This window comes from Streptomyces sp. NPDC043908, from assembly GCF_056435525.1.
This window is the reverse complement of the sequence record NZ_JBWKEI010000021.1, coordinates 1-15,219: the sequence shown is the minus strand read 5'-3', so window position 1 is coordinate 15,219 and position 15,219 is coordinate 1. Positions and strand designations below refer to the sequence as shown.

Below are 15,219 nucleotides of genomic sequence, written 5' to 3'. Positions count from 1 at the left end.
CCAGGACTCGACGCCTGCCCCGCCAGGTTCCGGCGCCCGTTCCGCTAGGACTCGACGATCCGGCCCGTGACCTCGCCGAGCCCGACCCGGACGCCGTCCGGGCCCGGGGCCCACGCGGTCATGGTGACGACGTCGCCGTCCTCCAGGAAGGTGCGCTTGCCGGTGGTGAGGTCCATCGGCTCCGTACCGTTCCAGGTGAGCTCCAGGAAGGAGCCGCGCTGGTCGCGCTCGGGGCCGCTCACGGTCCCCGAGCCGTACACGTCGCCGGTGCGCAGCGAGGCGCCGTTCACCGTCATGTGGGCGAGCTGCTGGGCGGCGGTCCAGTACATGCCGGCGAACGGCGGCTCGGCCACCACCTGCCCGTTGAGGGCGACCGAGATGCGGATGTCGAAGCCGCCCGGCACCTCCGCCGACGCGTCGTCGAGATAGGGCAGCAGCGGGAAGTCCCGCGCGGGCGGGGCCACCCGGGCGGCCGTCAGCGCCTCCAGCGGCGTCACCCACGCCGAGACGGAGGTGGCGAAGGACTTGCCGAGGAAGGGGCCCAGCGGCACGTACTCCCATGCCTGGATGTCCCGCGCCGACCAGTCGTTCAGCAGGAACAGGCCGAAGACGTGGTCCTCGAAGGAGGCCAGCTCCACCGGCCTGCCCAGCTCGGAGGGGGTGCCCACCACGAAGCCGACCTCGGCCTCGATGTCCAGCTTCACCGAGGGGCCGAACACCGGCGCCGGGTCCGAGGGCGCCTTGCGCTGCCCGTGCGGGCGGGCCACGTCCGTCCCCGACACCACGATCGTGCCGGACCGGCCGTGGTAACCGATGGGCAGGTGCTTCCAGTTGGGGGTGAGCGCGTCCCCGTCCGGCCGGAAGATCCGGCCGACGTTGGTGGCGTGGTGCTCGCTCGCGTAGAAGTCGACGTAGTCCGCGACCTCGTACGGCAGGTGCAGGGTGACCGTGTCCAGCGGGTGCAGCAGGGGCTCTATGTCGGGCCGGTGCGCGGGCACCGTCACCCACGCGGTGAGCGCGCGCCGCACATCGCGCCAGGCCGTGCGCCCGGCCGCGAGCAGCGGGTTGAGCGTGGGCCTGGCGAGCAGCGCCGCGTACGGGGAGCCGAGCGCGTGCGCGGCGGCCCCCGCGTCGAGGACGTGGTTGCCGATGCGGACGCCGACGCGGCGGTGGTCGGGCGCGTCGGGCGTGGAGAAGACGCCGTACGGAAGGTTGTGCGGGCCGAAGGGGTCGCCCTCGGCCAGGTCGAGCGGGCTCTGCTCGGACATCTGTGCCTGCCTCGCTTTCCACGGGTGTTCAGGACACGTTACGTCGGCGGTGGTCGCGCGGGCAGGGCCCAAAGAGTGTGCGATGTCCGGAAACTCCCCGTCGGGGAGGGACGGTTGCCCCCTTCCTCCGGCCGCTCCTCGCGCGGCGCCGGGCCCCCTCAGCCCGCCGTCCGGGGGATGCGTTTCTCCCAGGTCCGGTGGAAGACGACCTCGTCGCCGTCCCGGCACACCACCTCGTCCGAGGTGAGGAAGTCCGCCGCGTCGCAAGCGATCTCGGAGCGGGTGGTGATGGTCACGTTCCAGGCGAGCTCCGGCCGGTGCAGCCGGAGGGTCCAGTCGGAGCGGGTGCGGGCGGACCGCGGGTCCGCCTCCTCGATGGTGTACGTCTCCACCACCTCCTCGGTGACCTCAAGACCGTCGGGGTGGACCTTCGTACCGCCGGAGCGCGGCGTCACTTCCAGGCGCCACTCGCCCTTGACGACATCGCGGACGACCAGGCGCTCGGGCCGGGGCTCGTCCAGCGGCTCGGGGCAGACCACGCCGAGCGGCGCCGCCTGCTCGGGCTCGTCGAAGACGACGGTGTCGGCCGTGTGCTCACGGACGGGCAGGCTCAGGGCGCTGTCCTGCGGGTCGAGCGTGAAGCCCGCCGAGTCCGCCTGCGGCCAGAGCCACGGCCAGTACGCCGAGGAGACGGCCAGGCGGACGCGGTGGCCGGGCGGGAAGCTGTGGCCGATGGCGGCGAGGGGAAACGTCACGTCCTGGGTGGCGCCCAGCGGCCAGGCGTCCGCGCGGTCCGGTCCCTCGCGCGCGGACAGGTTGAGCGCGCCCCGGGTGACCAGCGTGGACGAGCCGTCCGGCGCCACATCGCACAGCCGTGCGACGGCCTGCCCGAACGGCACGTCCACCCGCAGCCGCAGCGTCACCCGCGGGCACCCCAGGATCTCCAGCGGCGGCCCGTCCGGCACCGGGTAGTCGAACACCGCCGAGTGCGCGTCCTCGGCGCGCTGGTCCGGTGGCAGGTCGCCGTCGCCGCCGGACGGGAGGAAGCGGCCCGCGTCCAGACCGGTGTGCTGCGGGGAGTCGACCCGGACCGGGGCGCCCCCGAGCGTGTACACGACGGGGGTGACGTGCGGCGAGGGCCAGGCCGGGTCGCCGACCCAGCGGCCTGGCAGCTCCCCGTAGACCGTGGCGGGCCGGTGCGAGCCGCTGATCCAGGAGCGCAGCAGCGGCTCGTCCATGATCCCGCTGTCCAGGCCCCGGAGCCACTGGTCCCACCAGCGCAGGCTCTCCTGGAGGAAGCCGATGGCGGGCCCCGGCGGAAGGCCCCGGTCCGGGTACTGGTGCGACCACGGCCCGATCAGCCCGCGCACCCGGTCCGCGGGCAGGTGCTCCACCAGGCGCAGCACGCTGTCCCGGTACGGGTCGTGCCAGCCGCCCACCGCGAGCACGGCGGCTTGGATCGCCCCGTACTCCTCGCGGACGCTGCCGTGCCTCCAGTAGTCGTCGCGCCGCTGGTGGGCCAGCCAGGTGTGCAGCGGCGGCTCCAGGGCCTCCAGCCGCTCCGCCCACAGCCGGCTCCACCGCTCGCCGACGTGGGCCGGGTCCGGCGGGCGTGCCGTGAACGCCAGCGTCCTCGCCGCCCGCGCGTGCATGGCTCCGGCGAGGACGGAACCTCCCAGGTAGTGCCCGTCGTTGTCATAGCGGTCGTCCGGCGCGCAGACGGTGACGACCGCCTTGAGCGGCCCGGGCGCGAGGGCCGCGATCTTGAGGGAGTTGAAGCCGCCCCAGGAGATCCCGATCATGCCGACCTTGCCGTCGCACCAGGGTTGCGCGGCGAGCCACTCGACGACCGCGACCCCGTCCGCGAGCTCGGTCGCGTCGCACCGGTCGCCCGGCAGCCCCTCGCTGTTGCCGTGCCCGCGCACGTCGACGCGTACGCAGGCGTAGCCGTGACCCGCGTACCAGGGATGGCGCTGCCGGTCGCGCGGCGCGGTGGCGTCGGTGAGCCGGTGGGGCACGTATTCGAGCAGCGCCGGGACCGGCTCCTCGGTCACCGGACGCCAGATCCGCGCGTACAGCCGGGTCCCGTCCGGGAGCGGGACGAGCACGTCCGCGTGCGTGGTCTCGTACGGGAAGTCGGTGCGGATCCGCATGGTCAGCCACCCCTCGGCGCCGGGCCGGGCACGGCCTCGGCGGGTGTTCCGGACAATCGGCATCTTTCCTAAGATATTGGCTGATCACGAACATACCGGGGTCCATCGGGCTGTGCGCGGGGGGTGACGGGAAGGCGCCAACGGTGATCGAACAACGACCGGATACGCTGACTTGAGTGAAGGCAGCGACACATCGACAATCCGTGTGATCGTCAGCAGACAGGAGTACCCCTCGTGACCGTCGTCGGGCCGTTCGGGCTGAGCGTGCGGGACCAGGCTCTTGAGGCCGATGTCCAGACCGGATTGGCGGCAGTCGAGGCGGGCCTGCTCGACGCCACCAAGAGCGAGGTCCCCTTCATCACGGAGGCCGCGCAGCACCTCGTGCGCGCGGGCGGCAAACGCTTCCGGCCGCTGCTCGTGATGCTCGCCGCCCAGTTCGGCGACCCGTACGCGCCGGGTGTCGTGCCCTCGGCGGTGGTCGTGGAGCTCACGCATCTGGCGACGCTCTACCACGACGACGTCATGGACGAGGCCGAGGTGCGGCGCGGGGTGGCCAGCGCCAACGTCCGCTGGGACAACTCGGTCGCGGTCCTCACCGGCGACTTCCTGTTCGCCCGGGCCTCGCACATACTGGCCGACCTGGGCCCGGAGGCCGTGCGCATCCAGGCCGAGGCCTTCGAACGGCTGGTCACCGGCCAGATCCTGGAGACCGCGGGCCCGCGCGACGGCCGCGACCCCGTGGACCACTACCTCGACGTGCTCGCCGGCAAGACCGGCTCGCTGGTGGCCGTCTCCGGCCGCTTCGGCGCGATGATGTCCGGCGCCGACGAGTCGGTCGTGGACATCCTCACCCAGTACGGCGAGCGGCTCGGCACCGCCTTCCAGCTGGCCGACGACGTCCTGGACATCGCCAGCGACTCGCACGAGTCCGGCAAGACCCCCGGCACCGACCTGCGCGAGGGCATCCCCACGCTGCCGGTCCTGCACCTGCGGGCGCACGCCGCCCAGCACGGCCGCCCGGAGGACCTGGAGCTCGTCGCGCTGCTCGACGGCGACCTGACGGACGACGCCCGGCACGCCGAGGCGCTGCGCCGGCTGCGGGTCCACCCGGCCCTCGAACAGGCCCGCAGGGACACCGTGCGGTACGCGGAGGAGGCCCGCGCCACGCTGGCGCCGCTGCCCGAGTGCTACGCGAAGGCGGCTCTGGAGGAGCTGTGCGACGCGGTGGTGCACCGCGCGGGCTAGGCCCGGTCCCCGCCCGTCCGGACAGCTTCCTCAGTACCCGGAGCCGCTCGGCGGTGTGCTGACACCGCCGGAGGTCGTGCCGCCGCCCGTGTCGGCGGTGGCCTTTCCCCCGGCCGGGGTGATCGCGAACCAGGTGCCGGCGGCGCCCTGCCCGTACGCCTGGTGGGGCGCGTCGTCCTTGGCGTACCGGTAGAGCGGCCAGCCCCCGAGGGTGAGCTGGACGGTGCCGTCGGGGCGGGCGACCTTGCCGACCAGCGCCTTGTCGACGCCCTTGACGGTCAGCGCTGCGGTGGCGGGGACCGGCGGCCAGATCGCCGCGCAGGCGGCCAGGCAGGCGGAGCGGGACGGCTTCGCGCTGTCCTTGTCGAAGCGGTAGAGGACGTATCCGTCGCCGTCCGTGACCACCGTGCCGACCTTGTCGACCTGGGTCGCGCTGAGGGTGGAGGCGGCCCGGTCCGGGGTCGCGGGTGCCGTCGTGGACGGCCTGTCGGGCGTACTGGTGCCGCTTCCGCACCCGGTGGCGGCCAGCGCCAGGACGGCTGTCCCGGCCGCCGTGCCGAAGGCGATGCGGTGGACGCTGAGCATGGCGCTCCCCTTTGGTGGGCACGGTCGGTGCCGGTTGCTCCTGTTCAGGTGTACGGATTCCGGCCCAAAGCGACTCGAACACCCGATCAGCCAAGAGTGTGACCCAGGTCACACCATCGGGGGCTCGGTGGCGCTGTCCGGACAGCCGCCTACCCGGTGAAACACCAGTCAACCGGCCCCTGCGCGCCTCCGCGCGGCACCGCCGCCGAGAGGGACGGGCGACGGCGGCGCCGCCGGGCGCACGCACCGGCGCGCGAGCGGGCGCCCGGTCCGTGGCCGAAGAGCGTCCAAGTGCGAGGCGAATCCGGGCGGGTTGGCGACGGCCGGGAACAACCGGTCCTGGCCTCGGCGGAGTTGACGCGAATGACAGGTACGCGACGTACAACCCCTACTGGTCGGCCCGGCTGACGGGCGGTGGTGTCATCCCAGAGAGGTACACGAGGTTGCTCCCGAGGGGTGACGCCTGGCGGCGGCCGATTTGGTCAGATGGAGAACACCACTCCTGACCAATTCGGGTGAGAATGGCGGCGCGGGGTGGACAGAGCGCAGCACTACGGACGGACGCCGCCGACCACGGAGGTAAGGCACACATGGCACCGAACGACAGCGCACACACCACCGAGGAGGCCGGGGACCTCGTCGCGGGCCGCCGCAAGGCCGCGCGCTACCTGGTCCCGGTCGGGGTGGCGGGGGTGGCGGCCGCGACCATCGGGCTGGTCCCGGCGCTCGCGGCCTCGGGTGACCCGGATCTGCCGAAGATCAGCGCACAGCAGCTCATCGAGAAGATCGCCGCGTCGGACGCCCAGCAGCTCTCCGGCACGGTGAAGATCACCACGGATCTGGGTCTGCCGTCTTTCGGCGGCCTCGGCTCCTTCGCGCCCAAGGGCGGCGCCGGCGAGGGCGGCTCGTCCGCCTCGCCCGACAGCAAGCTGATGGAGCTCGCCTCCGGCTCGCACACCCTGCGGGTGGCGGCCGACGGCCCCGACAAGCAGAAGCTGTCGGTGCTGGACAAGGCGTCGGAGTACAGCGTCGTCCACAGCGGGGACGACGTATGGGCGTACGACAGCGCCTCCAACGAGGTCTACCACTCCCAGCGGGCCGCCGACGGCAAGAAGGGCCCCGCGGGCGGCGCGGCCAAGGGGCACGGCCGTCCGGGCCAGGCCCCCGAGTCCCTGCCGGCCACGCCCGAGGCGCTGGCCGAGCAGGCCCTGAAGGGCATCGACCCGACCACCTCGGTGACCGTGGACGGCACCTCCCACGTGGCGGGCCGGGACGCGTACCAGCTGGTGATCAAGCCGAAGCAGTCCGGCTCGACCATCGGCGCGATACGGATCGCGGTGGACGCCAGGAACGGGGTGCCGCTGAAGTTCACCCTCGCGCCGGCCGGTGGCGGCAAGGCGGTGATCGACGCGGGCTTCACGAAGGTCGACTTCGGCAAGCCGTCCGCCTCGACGTTCGACTTCACGCCGCCCAAGGGCGCGAAGGTCACCCAGGACGACGGCAAGGGGCACGCGGGCCGGGGCGAGCGGGGCTTCAAGGGCGCCCCGGGCGGCGAGTTCAAGGGCCTCGACGTCATCGGCAAGGGCTGGAACTCCATCGCCCGCCTCGACGTTCCAGGAGGTAAGGGCATCCCGTCCGCGCACTCCGGCAAGGGCGGCAGGGGCGATGTCCCGCCGGAGGCCCAGAAGTTCCTCAGCTCGCTGGGCGACAAGGTCACGGGCCCGTTCGGTTCGGGCACGGTCTTCAAGACCCGGCTGATCAACGCGCTGGTGACGGACGACGGCAAGGTGTTCGTGGGCGCGGTGACCAAGGACGCGCTGGTGAACGCGGCCAACGCGGCGAAGTAGGCGCGGCGGTCGGCGGAGGGGGACCGGGCACCCGGGGGTGTGGCCCCGGGTGCCCGGTCCCCCTTCCGCCCCCGCACGCCACGCCCTGCGGGGCACGATCCGCAGACGACGGTCCGCAGACGACGGTCCGCAGACGAACGGGGGCCCGGGGCGAAGTGCCGGGCAAGGGAAGGGGCGGGGTGGAGAACTCTCCATCGGTGATCGAGACCCGCGGTCTCACCAAGAGGTACCGCGGCGGCCAACTGGCCGTGGACGGGCTGGACCTCACCGTCCCCGGCGGCAGCATCTTCGGCTTCCTCGGCCCCAACGGCTCCGGCAAGACGACCACCATCCGCATGCTGATGGGCCTGATCGAGCCGACCTCCGGCACGGCCCGGGTCCTCGGCAGCCCCATGCCCCGCGCGGGCCGCACGGTCCTTCCGCAGGTGGGCGCCCTGATCGAGGGCCCCGCGCTGTACGGGTTCCTCTCCGGCCGCGACAACCTCGTACGGTACGACTCGGCCGACCCGACCGCCGACCCCCGCACCCGCGCGAGCCGCGTCGCGCACGCGCTGGACCGGGTCGGTCTCGCCGCCGCGTCCGGGAAGAAGGCGCGGGCGTACTCACTGGGCATGAAGCAGCGGCTCGGGCTCGCGGCCGCCCTGCTCCAGCCCCGCAAGCTGCTGGTCCTGGACGAGCCGACCAACGGCCTCGACCCGCAGGGCATGCGGGAGATCCGCGCCCTGGTGCGCGAGCTCGCGGCCGACGGCACCACCGTCTTCCTCTCCTCGCACCTCCTGGACGAGATCGAGCAGGTCTGTACGCACGCGGCGGTGATGACCCAGGGCCGGCTCGTCGTCCAGGGCGAGGTGGCCGAGCTGGCGGGGGGCAACCGCGGCCGGCTCGCGGTCACCACCCCCGACCCGGCGGACGCGGCCCGGCTGCTCAAGGAGCGCGGGGTGGCGGACGTGACCGTGGACGGCGACCGCGTGACCGGCGAGCTCCCGCCGGACGAGGGGGAACTGGCCGAGCTCAACGCCGCGCTGGTGCACGGCGGCGTACGGGTGAGGGGCTTCGGGGTCGAACGGGCCTCGCTGGAGGACGCGTTCGTGGCGCTGACGGGGGAGGGGTTCGATGTCGCGGGCTGAGGTGAACGCGGCGCGGGACGCGCCCGGGGCGAAGCCCCCGGCCGCCCCGGCTGCGAGCGGGCCGGAGCGGGCGCAGGCGGCCCGTGCTGTGCGGGAGCCGGAGCAGGCGGCCCGTGGTGTGACGGGGGCGCCGGCGGCCCCCGGCGCGCCCGGGGCCGGGTCGCGGCGGCCCAGCCCCCTGTGGACGCTCGGGCTCTTCCGGTCCGAGCTGGTCACCGTCGTCCGGCGGTGGCGCACCCTCGCGCTGCTCGGGGTGCTCGCGGCCGTCCCGGTCCTGATCGGTATCGCCGTGAAGATCGAGACGCGCGGCGGCGGCACGGCCGGTCCCAGCGGCGGTGGTGGCCCGGCCTTCATCTCGCAGATCACCAACAACGGGCTGTTCCTCGTCTTCGCCGGGCTCGCCGCGACCCTTCCCGTCTTCCTGCCGATGGCGATCGGCGTGGTCGCGGGCGACGCGATAGCGGGCGAGGCCAACAGCGGCACCCTGCGCTATCTGCTGGTCGCCCCGGCCGGGCGGACCAGGCTGCTGCTCGCGAAGTACGCCTCGACGCTCGCGTTCTGCCTGCTGGCGACCCTGGTCGTGGCGGCGTCCGCGCTCGCCGTGGGGGCGCTGCTCTTCCCGCTCGGCGACGTCACGACCCTGTCGGGTACGCAGATATCGTTCGCCGAAGGGCTGGTGCGCGCGCTCGCGGTCGCCGGGGCGGTGGCGCTTTCCCTGACCGGCATGGCCGCGCTCGGCCTGTTCATCTCCACCCTCACCGGCAGCGGAGTCGCGGCGATGGCGGCGACGGTCGGCCTGCTGATCACCGTGCAGATCCTGGACCAGATTCCCCAGCTGCACGCGATACAGCCCTACCTCTTCCCGCACTACTGGCTGTCCTTCGCGGACCTGCTGCGGGTGCCGGTCTACTGGGACCAGCTGGTGAAGAACGTCGAGTTGCAGGCGGTGTACGTGGCGGTGTTCGGATCGGCGGCCTGGGCGCGCTTCACGGCCAAGGACATCACGGCCTGAGGACCGCCGGACGCCCGGGAGACGGGGAGGGACGAGGGAAGACGGAACGGTCGTGCGAGCCGACCCCCGTGGCGGCTCGACACGACACGTGCCGTTTCCTTGGCACATTCTTGGAGCAGACCATTCCGCTGTCAATACGCTACGGACCGTCCTCGTAGACTCGCACCGTGACCGAGCCGCCACCGAACGCCCCCAACCCCCGGCGCCGGAGCGAGAGATCGCGCCGCGCGATCCTCTCCGCGGCGCTCGAACTGTGCGCGGAAAACGGCTATGGGCGGGTGACGATCGAGGGCATCGCGGCCCGTGCCGGGGTCAGCAAGAAGACGATCTACCGCTGGTGGGCGACGAAGGGCGCGTTGCTCCTGGAGGCCGTGATCGAGGCCGTGGTCAGCACCTCGCCCCTGCCCGACACGGGCGACGTGGACAGGGACATCGTGACGCATGTCACGAGCGTGATGCGGGTCTTCACCTCGCCGGTGATCGGATCCGCGTACACCGGGATCCTCTCCGAGCTCCTTCATGACGAGGCCCTGGCCAAGGCCGTCAACGAGGCGCTGGTCGTGCCGCGCGTGGCGCTGGTCTACGAGCGGCTGCGCGCCGGCCAGCGGGCGGGGCAGCTGCCACCGGACGCCGACCTGGAGCTGGCGGTGGAGATGCTGTACGGGCCGCTGTACTACCGGCACGCGCTGAAGCGGCCGTTCCACGACCCGGACAGGATCGCCGTGCTGGTCGCGCACGTCATGCGTGCGTTGCGAGCTCCGGCCGCGAGCTGAAGAAGGTCTTGGCGCGGACGGTCGCGCCGGTGTCCTGCCCGATGGTGCCGGGCCGGTTGGCCGAGCCGAGCAGGACGCCGCCCCACCGCATGTCCATGTACGCGGCGGTGTGCCGCAGGGTCCCCACCAGCGGGTCGGCCACGGACTGGTCGGTGCCGGCCAGCGCCGTCACGCCCCACAGGGTGCGCCCGGCCATCCGCGGCCGGAACTCCAGCCCCGGCACCCGCATCCATCCCGCCCAGTGGTCGAGGTAGCGCTTGACCGGGGTCGAGACGCTGTACCAGTACAGCGGCGAGACGATGACGAGGTCGGTGGCCTCCAGGGTGGCCCCGAGGAGGGTCGCCGCGTCCCCGGTCGGGTCGGCGTACAGGCCCTCGCCGTCGTGGCGCCGGTCGCCGAACTCGGGCAGCCGCAGCCGGGAGAGGTCGAGCCAGCGCTGCGGGACGTCGCCCGGCACCTGCTCGGCGGCCAGTCTGGCCAACTGCTCGGAGTTGCCGCCCGGGCGCGTACTGCCGAGCAGGAAGAGGAAGGTGCGGGCCATGGGGTCCCCCCAGAAGAGAGTATGCGCGTGCAGTATATGCACACGCATACTCTTTACGGGTGGGGCCGGACCGGACGCTCAGCGACCGGACCTTCGGGGACCGGGCCTTCGGGGACCGGACCCTCAGGAGGGCACGGTCAGAAGGTCAGCTTCCAGCTGTTGATGTACCCGGTGTCCTGCGGCCCCTTGTCCTGCACCTTCAGCTTCCACGTCCCGTTCGCCGTCTCGGCGGAGGCGTTGACGGTGTACGTGGTGTTGATGTTCGGCGTGGAGTCCGACGAGGAGTTGTGCAGCCGGTACGCCGTGCCGCTCGGGCCGATGAGGTCGACCACCAGGTCACCGCTGTAGGTGTGGACGATGTTCACGCCGACCTTGAGTGCGGAGGGCGCGTTGCCCGTACGCCCGGTCACGGAGACCGACGAGGTCACGGCCGCGCCGGGGGAGTCCGGGATGGTGACGTCGGTGGTGTTCTCGTAGGTGTCACCGGTGGGCGGGGTGGTGGTGCCGGTGGAGAGCTGCCACAGCGCGTAGGCGATGGCGTCGCTGTGGTGGTCGAGCGCGGTGTCGTTGATGTTCGCGCTGGTGTCGCAGGAGGAGTGGTAGCAGGCGTCGAACGCGCGGCCCGCCGTGCCGCCCCACTTCTGGGCCTGGGCCGAGGTCTTGGTGTAGTCGGCGCCGGAGAAGAGGCCGCCGACGCGTATGCCGGCGTTCTTGAACGGGGCGTGGTCGGAGCGGCCGTCGCCCTCCGTCTCGATCTCGGTGGGTATGGAGAGGGTCGCGAAGTAGTCCTTGAAGACCTTCTCCAGGGCCGGGTCGTCGTCGTAGACGAAGTAGCCCGGGTTCGGCGAGCCGATCATGTCGAAGTTCAGATACGCGGAGATCTTGGCGCGGTCGCCGGTCGCGAGACTGTTGACGTAGTACTTCGAGCCGACCATGCCCAGCTCCTCGGCGCCGAACCAGCCGAACCGCAGGTGCTTGTCGGGCTTGAGCTGTGCGCGGGAGACGGCGAGCGCGGTCTCCAGGATGCCGGCCGAGCCGGAGCCGTTGTCGTTGATGCCGGGGCCCGCGGTGACCGAGTCGAGGTGGGCGCCCGCCATCACGGTCTGCGAGGTGTCACCGCCGGGCCAGTCGGCGATCAGGTTGTAGCCGGTGGCGCCGGAGGAGGTGAACTGCTGGATGGAGGTGGTGTACCCGGCGGCGTCCAGCTTGCCCTTCACGTAGTCGAGGGAGGCCTTGTAGCCGGCGCGGCCGTGGGCGCGGTTGCCGCCGTTGGCGGTGGCTATCTGCTGGAACTGGGTGAGGTGCGCCTTGACGTTGGCGATCGGTATGTCGGGGGCGGCGGCGAGCGTGGTGGGGGCGGGGGTGGGGGCTGCGGCTTGTACGGCCGGGGCGGCGAGGCCGATGCCGAGGCCGAGGGCCGCGGCGGTGGCGGTGGCGGCGGCCGCGATGGGGTGTTTGATGCGCATGTGGGGGCTCCGTATTCCGTTCGGGGATGGGACGGAAACGCGAGCCTGATGTTCAGGGAGGGGTTCACTCACCGTCAAGAACGGATTCCGGTCAGGGGTGTTCGGTGAGCGGACTGTGGCCGAAAGGGTTGTTCCCCCACCCCGCCCGTTCCCTCAACCCCTCGGGCGCGGGGCCTCGGGCTTCGCCCGGGAGGGCGGTTGCTTGCCTGCGGCTGGGTGGGGGCTGGCCGCGCAGTTCCCCGCGTCCCTGAAGGGGCACGGGGAACTGCGCGAGTAAGCCCCAGGGGCGGGCAGACAAACACGGTCGGGGGGCCGGGTTTTGAGGGACGCGGGGAACCGCGCGAGCAACCCCCACCGGCCGGCAGACGAAGACGGCTTCGGGCCGTAGGCCCGTTCTTGAGGGGCGCGGGGAACTGCGCGGTCAGCCCCCACCCAGCCGCAGGTGAACGCGGGACCCGGGGCGGGCGTCAGGTCAGCGGGCCCCCGGCGCGGGCAGCGGCTCGACCGGCAGCGGCTCCACATGCCGCTCCGCCGCAGCCGCAGCCAGCGCCACCCTCCCCCGCCGAGCCCCCCGCAACGCATCCCACGTCAGCAGCGTCAACGCCAGCCACACCAGCGAGAACCCCGCCCACCGCTCGGGCGGCATCGCCTCGTGGAAGTACAGGATGCCCAGGCCGAACTGGAACACCGGAGCCAGGTACTGGAGCAGCCCGAGCGTGGACAGCGGCACCCGTATCGCCGCCGCCCCGAAGCACACCAGCGGCGCCGCCGTGACGACCCCGGTCGCCGCGAGCAGCGCCCCGTGCCCCGCGCCCTCGGACCCGAAGGTCGCCTCCCCGCGCGCCCCCAGCCACACCAGATACGCCAGCGCCGGCACGAACTGCACCGCCGTCTCGGCGGCCAGCGACTCCAGCCCGCCGAGGTTCACCTTCTTCTTCACCAGTCCGTACGTGGCGAACGACAGCGCCAGCGTCAGCGAGATCCACGGCGGCCGGCCCGCCCCCACCGCCAGGACCACCACCGCCACCGCGCCGGTGGCCACCGCCACCCACTGCACCGGCCGCAGCCGCTCCTTGAGCAGCAGGACGCCCATCGCGATGGTGACCAGTGGGTTGATGAAGTAGCCGAGGGACGCCTCGACGACATGGCCGGAGTTCACCGACCAGATGTAGACGCCCCAGTTGACGGTGATCACGGCGGCGGCGAGCCCGATGAGCGCCAGCCGGCGCGGCTGGCGGACGAGTTCGCCGATCCACGCCCAGCGGCGCAGCGCGAGCAGCGCGATGCCGACGAAGCCCAGGGACCACACCATCCGGTGGGCCAGGATCTCGACCGGGCCGGCCGGCTTCAGAAGGGGCCAGAAGAGCGGGACCAGCCCCCACATCCCGTAGGCGCCGATCCCGTACAGCAGTCCTGTCCGTTGCTCACCGGCAGCGGTTGTCGGTTCTTCGGCCACTGGCCCTCCCTGCGCGCGCGTCGACGCCATCGACGGTAGCGCCCGGTGGCCACGCCTGTCATGCCCTATATCCGAAAACGGTCCTGACCAGGGAGCGTCGGGTTCAGGCCATGCCGGCCACGTCAGGCCGCGGTCGTCGCGACCGACTCGGCGATCGTGCGGGAGACCGGCGTCGTCGGCCGCCCGATCAGCCGCGCCAGGTCGCCGGACGTGCCCGCGAGCCGCCCGCGCTCGATCGCGAGGTCCACGTCGACCAGGATCTCGGCGAACGGCGCCGGGACGCCCGCGCCCGTGAGGATGCCGAGGTGCGCCTCGGGCGTCACGGCCCGGTACGTGATCTCCTTGCCGGTCGCCTTCGCGACCTCCGCCGCGTACTCGGCGAACGACCACGCCACGTCGCCGCTCAGCTCGTACGCCCGGCCCAGGTGTCCCTCGCCGGTCAGCACCGCCGCCGCGGCCGCCGCGTAGTCGGCGCGGGCGGCCGAGGCCACCCGGCCCTCGCCCGCGTTGGACACGACCGCCCCGTGGGCCAGGACCGGCTCCAGCTGGGCGGTGTAGTTCTCGGTGTACCAGCCGTTGCGCAGGAAGGTGTGCGGCAGCCCCGAGTCGAGGATCAGCTCCTCGGTGGCCCGGTGCTCGTCGGCGAGGCGGAAGTCGGCCTCCGGCCCGCCGAGGATGCCGGTGTACGCGAGCTGCGCCACCCCGGCCTCCTTCGCCGCCGCGATCACGGCCGCGTGCTGCGCCACCCGCTGCCCGACCTCGCTGCCGGAGATCAGCAGGACGCGGTCACCGGCGCGGAACGCCCCGGCCAGCGTCTCGGGCGCGCTGTAGTCCGCCACCCGCAGCTCCACCCCGCGCTCGGCGAGACCGGCGGCCTTCTCCTCGTTCCGTACGACGGCGGCTATCCCGGCCGCGGGCACGCCCACGGCGAGCAGCTCGTCGATGACGAGACGGCCGAGGGCTCCGGTGGCTCCGGTGACGACGATGCTCATGGCTGGTGACTCCTTGGCTCCTGGGCTCCCGTGCGGACCCCGTGCCACTCACCGTACGGCGGGCGCTAACCTTTCGTAAGTACCCACTTTGAAGTAAGGTACTGGTATGGCAGTAAGTGATGCGAGTGGCACCCGGCCCGCCGAGGACCTGCGCGAGGCGATGTGTCCGCACCGGCTCGTCCTGGAGCACGTCACCAGCCGCTGGGGCGTCCTCGTCCTGCTCGCGCTGATGGAGCGCTCGTTCCGCTTCAGCGAGCTGCGCCGGCACGTCGGCAGGGTCAGCGAGAAGATGCTGACCCAGACCCTCCAGACGCTGGAGCGCGACGGCTTCGTGCACCGCGACGCCAAGCCGGTCATCCCGCCCCGCGTCGACTACTCCCTGACCCCGCTCGGCCGCGAGGCCGCCGAACGCGTCCGGGCCCTCGCCGAGTGGACCGGCGTACGGATGGAACAGGTGGAGCAGGCCCGCGTCGCGTACGACGAGGCCCGCACGGCCAGGACGGCGTAGCCCCCCGGGTCCTCACCGCTGCCGCACGGTTGTCGCGCACCCGCGAGGGCCCGGTCCCCGGCGACCCCCCCAACGCGTCAGTGCGGGTGCCCGCCCGGGCACCCGCACTGATGTCGATTCTCCCCGCGTCCTGCCGCTACCCGTGGTCCTGGTTGGTGACGGTCCAGGTGTCGTTGCCGGTGAGGAGGGTGGTGAGGTCGCCTTTGCCGTGTTGTTCGATGGCTTGGTCGAGTTGGTTGGTCATTT

The 15,219-nt window shown here is 72.6% G+C and carries 13 protein-coding genes; 6 read left to right on the top strand and 7 right to left on the bottom strand.

Annotated features, from left to right (window positions below):
- Nucleotides 1-44: 44 nt before the first annotated feature.
- Entirely contained in the window at nucleotides 45-1,268 is a 1,224-nt protein-coding gene (fahA, locus tag AC069K_RS32630; RefSeq protein ID WP_478622196.1) for a fumarylacetoacetase, read from the bottom strand.
- Between the two features lie 158 nt (nucleotides 1,269-1,426).
- Entirely contained in the window at nucleotides 1,427-3,421 is a 1,995-nt protein-coding gene (locus tag AC069K_RS32625) for a CocE/NonD family hydrolase (protein WP_478622275.1), read from the bottom strand.
- Between the two features lie 234 nt (nucleotides 3,422-3,655).
- On the opposite strand from AC069K_RS32625, the gene AC069K_RS32620 reads away from it, so the two are divergent.
- Nucleotides 3,656-4,666, top strand: coding sequence for a polyprenyl synthetase family protein (locus tag AC069K_RS32620; protein WP_358832674.1), 1,011 nt, complete (start codon nucleotides 3,656-3,658; stop codon nucleotides 4,664-4,666).
- Between the two features lie 30 nt (nucleotides 4,667-4,696).
- Here AC069K_RS32620 and AC069K_RS32615 read toward each other — a convergent pair whose 3' ends face one another.
- Nucleotides 4,697-5,251: a hypothetical protein gene (locus AC069K_RS32615; protein ID WP_478622194.1), complete on the bottom strand. Its 555-nt coding sequence runs from the start codon at nucleotides 5,249-5,251 to the stop codon at nucleotides 4,697-4,699.
- 590 nt (nucleotides 5,252-5,841) lie between these two features.
- On the opposite strand from AC069K_RS32615, the gene AC069K_RS32610 reads away from it, so the two are divergent.
- The 4 genes from AC069K_RS32610 (at nucleotide 5,842) to AC069K_RS32595 (ending at nucleotide 10,010) form a co-directional block, all read left to right on the top strand.
- Nucleotides 5,842-7,098 carry a LolA family protein gene (locus AC069K_RS32610; protein WP_478622192.1) on the top strand — a complete coding sequence of 419 codons (1,257 nt, stop codon included), beginning with the start codon at nucleotides 5,842-5,844 and terminating at the stop codon, nucleotides 7,096-7,098.
- A gap of 155 nt (nucleotides 7,099-7,253) precedes the next feature.
- On the top strand, nucleotides 7,254-8,225 hold the full coding sequence (locus AC069K_RS32605) for an ABC transporter ATP-binding protein (protein WP_478622190.1): 972 nt from the start codon (nucleotides 7,254-7,256) through the stop codon (nucleotides 8,223-8,225).
- Nucleotides 8,212-9,237 (top strand): ABC transporter permease, encoded by a 1,026-nt coding sequence (locus AC069K_RS32600; protein ID WP_478622188.1) that lies wholly within the window; start codon nucleotides 8,212-8,214, stop codon nucleotides 9,235-9,237. Before AC069K_RS32605 ends, AC069K_RS32600 begins: the two co-directional genes overlap by 14 nt.
- Nucleotides 9,238-9,404: 167 nt before the next feature.
- Nucleotides 9,405-10,010 (top strand): TetR/AcrR family transcriptional regulator, encoded by a 606-nt coding sequence (locus tag AC069K_RS32595; protein WP_365114585.1) that lies wholly within the window; start codon nucleotides 9,405-9,407, stop codon nucleotides 10,008-10,010.
- On the opposite strand, the gene AC069K_RS32590 is transcribed toward AC069K_RS32595, so the two are convergent.
- The 4 genes from AC069K_RS32590 to AC069K_RS32575 form a co-directional block, all read right to left on the bottom strand.
- On the bottom strand, nucleotides 9,976-10,551 hold the full coding sequence (locus tag AC069K_RS32590) for a flavodoxin family protein (RefSeq protein ID WP_478622273.1): 576 nt from the start codon (nucleotides 10,549-10,551) through the stop codon (nucleotides 9,976-9,978). The two genes, AC069K_RS32595 and AC069K_RS32590, sit on opposite strands and share 35 nt — an antisense overlap.
- 137 nt (nucleotides 10,552-10,688) lie before the next feature.
- The gene (locus AC069K_RS32585) at nucleotides 10,689-12,017 is read right to left on the bottom strand and encodes a M28 family metallopeptidase (RefSeq protein ID WP_478622186.1); all 1,329 of its coding nucleotides are present in this window, start codon (nucleotides 12,015-12,017) and stop codon (nucleotides 10,689-10,691) included.
- 472 nt (nucleotides 12,018-12,489) lie between these two features.
- Nucleotides 12,490-13,503, bottom strand: coding sequence for an EamA family transporter RarD (rarD, locus tag AC069K_RS32580; protein WP_478622184.1), 1,014 nt, complete (start codon nucleotides 13,501-13,503; stop codon nucleotides 12,490-12,492).
- A 92-nt stretch (nucleotides 13,504-13,595) separates the two neighbouring features.
- Complete coding sequence (locus AC069K_RS32575) at nucleotides 13,596-14,465, bottom strand: NAD(P)H-binding protein (protein ID WP_478622182.1); 870 nt, start codon at nucleotides 14,463-14,465, stop codon at nucleotides 13,596-13,598.
- A 106-nt stretch (nucleotides 14,466-14,571) separates the two neighbouring features.
- Between AC069K_RS32575 and AC069K_RS32570 the strand changes: the two genes are divergently transcribed.
- Entirely contained in the window at nucleotides 14,572-14,973 is a 402-nt protein-coding gene (locus AC069K_RS32570) for a winged helix-turn-helix transcriptional regulator (RefSeq protein ID WP_478622180.1), read from the top strand.
- Nucleotides 14,974-15,219 lie beyond the last annotated feature (246 nt).

Bases quoted from the DNA above. Each gene is read 5' to 3' on its own strand.
- fahA (WP_478622196.1), bottom strand. From the start codon at position 1,268: ATGTCCGAGCAGAGCCCGCTCGACCTGGCCGAGGGCGACCCCTTCGGC.
- AC069K_RS32625 (WP_478622275.1), bottom strand. From the start codon at position 3,421: ATGCGGATCCGCACCGACTTCCCGTACGAGACCACGCACGCGGACGTG.
- AC069K_RS32615 (WP_478622194.1), bottom strand. From the start codon at position 5,251: ATGCTCAGCGTCCACCGCATCGCCTTCGGCACGGCGGCCGGGACAGCC.
- AC069K_RS32610 (WP_478622192.1), top strand. From the start codon at position 5,842: ATGGCACCGAACGACAGCGCACACACCACCGAGGAGGCCGGGGACCTC.
- AC069K_RS32600 (WP_478622188.1), top strand. From the start codon at position 8,212: ATGTCGCGGGCTGAGGTGAACGCGGCGCGGGACGCGCCCGGGGCGAAG.
- AC069K_RS32590 (WP_478622273.1), bottom strand. From the start codon at position 10,551: ATGGCCCGCACCTTCCTCTTCCTGCTCGGCAGTACGCGCCCGGGCGGC.
- AC069K_RS32585 (WP_478622186.1), bottom strand. From the start codon at position 12,017: ATGCGCATCAAACACCCCATCGCGGCCGCCGCCACCGCCACCGCCGCG.
- rarD (WP_478622184.1), bottom strand. From the start codon at position 13,503: ATGGCGTCGACGCGCGCGCAGGGAGGGCCAGTGGCCGAAGAACCGACA.
- AC069K_RS32575 (WP_478622182.1), bottom strand. From the start codon at position 14,465: ATGAGCATCGTCGTCACCGGAGCCACCGGAGCCCTCGGCCGTCTCGTC.
- AC069K_RS32570 (WP_478622180.1), top strand. From the start codon at position 14,572: ATGGCAGTAAGTGATGCGAGTGGCACCCGGCCCGCCGAGGACCTGCGC.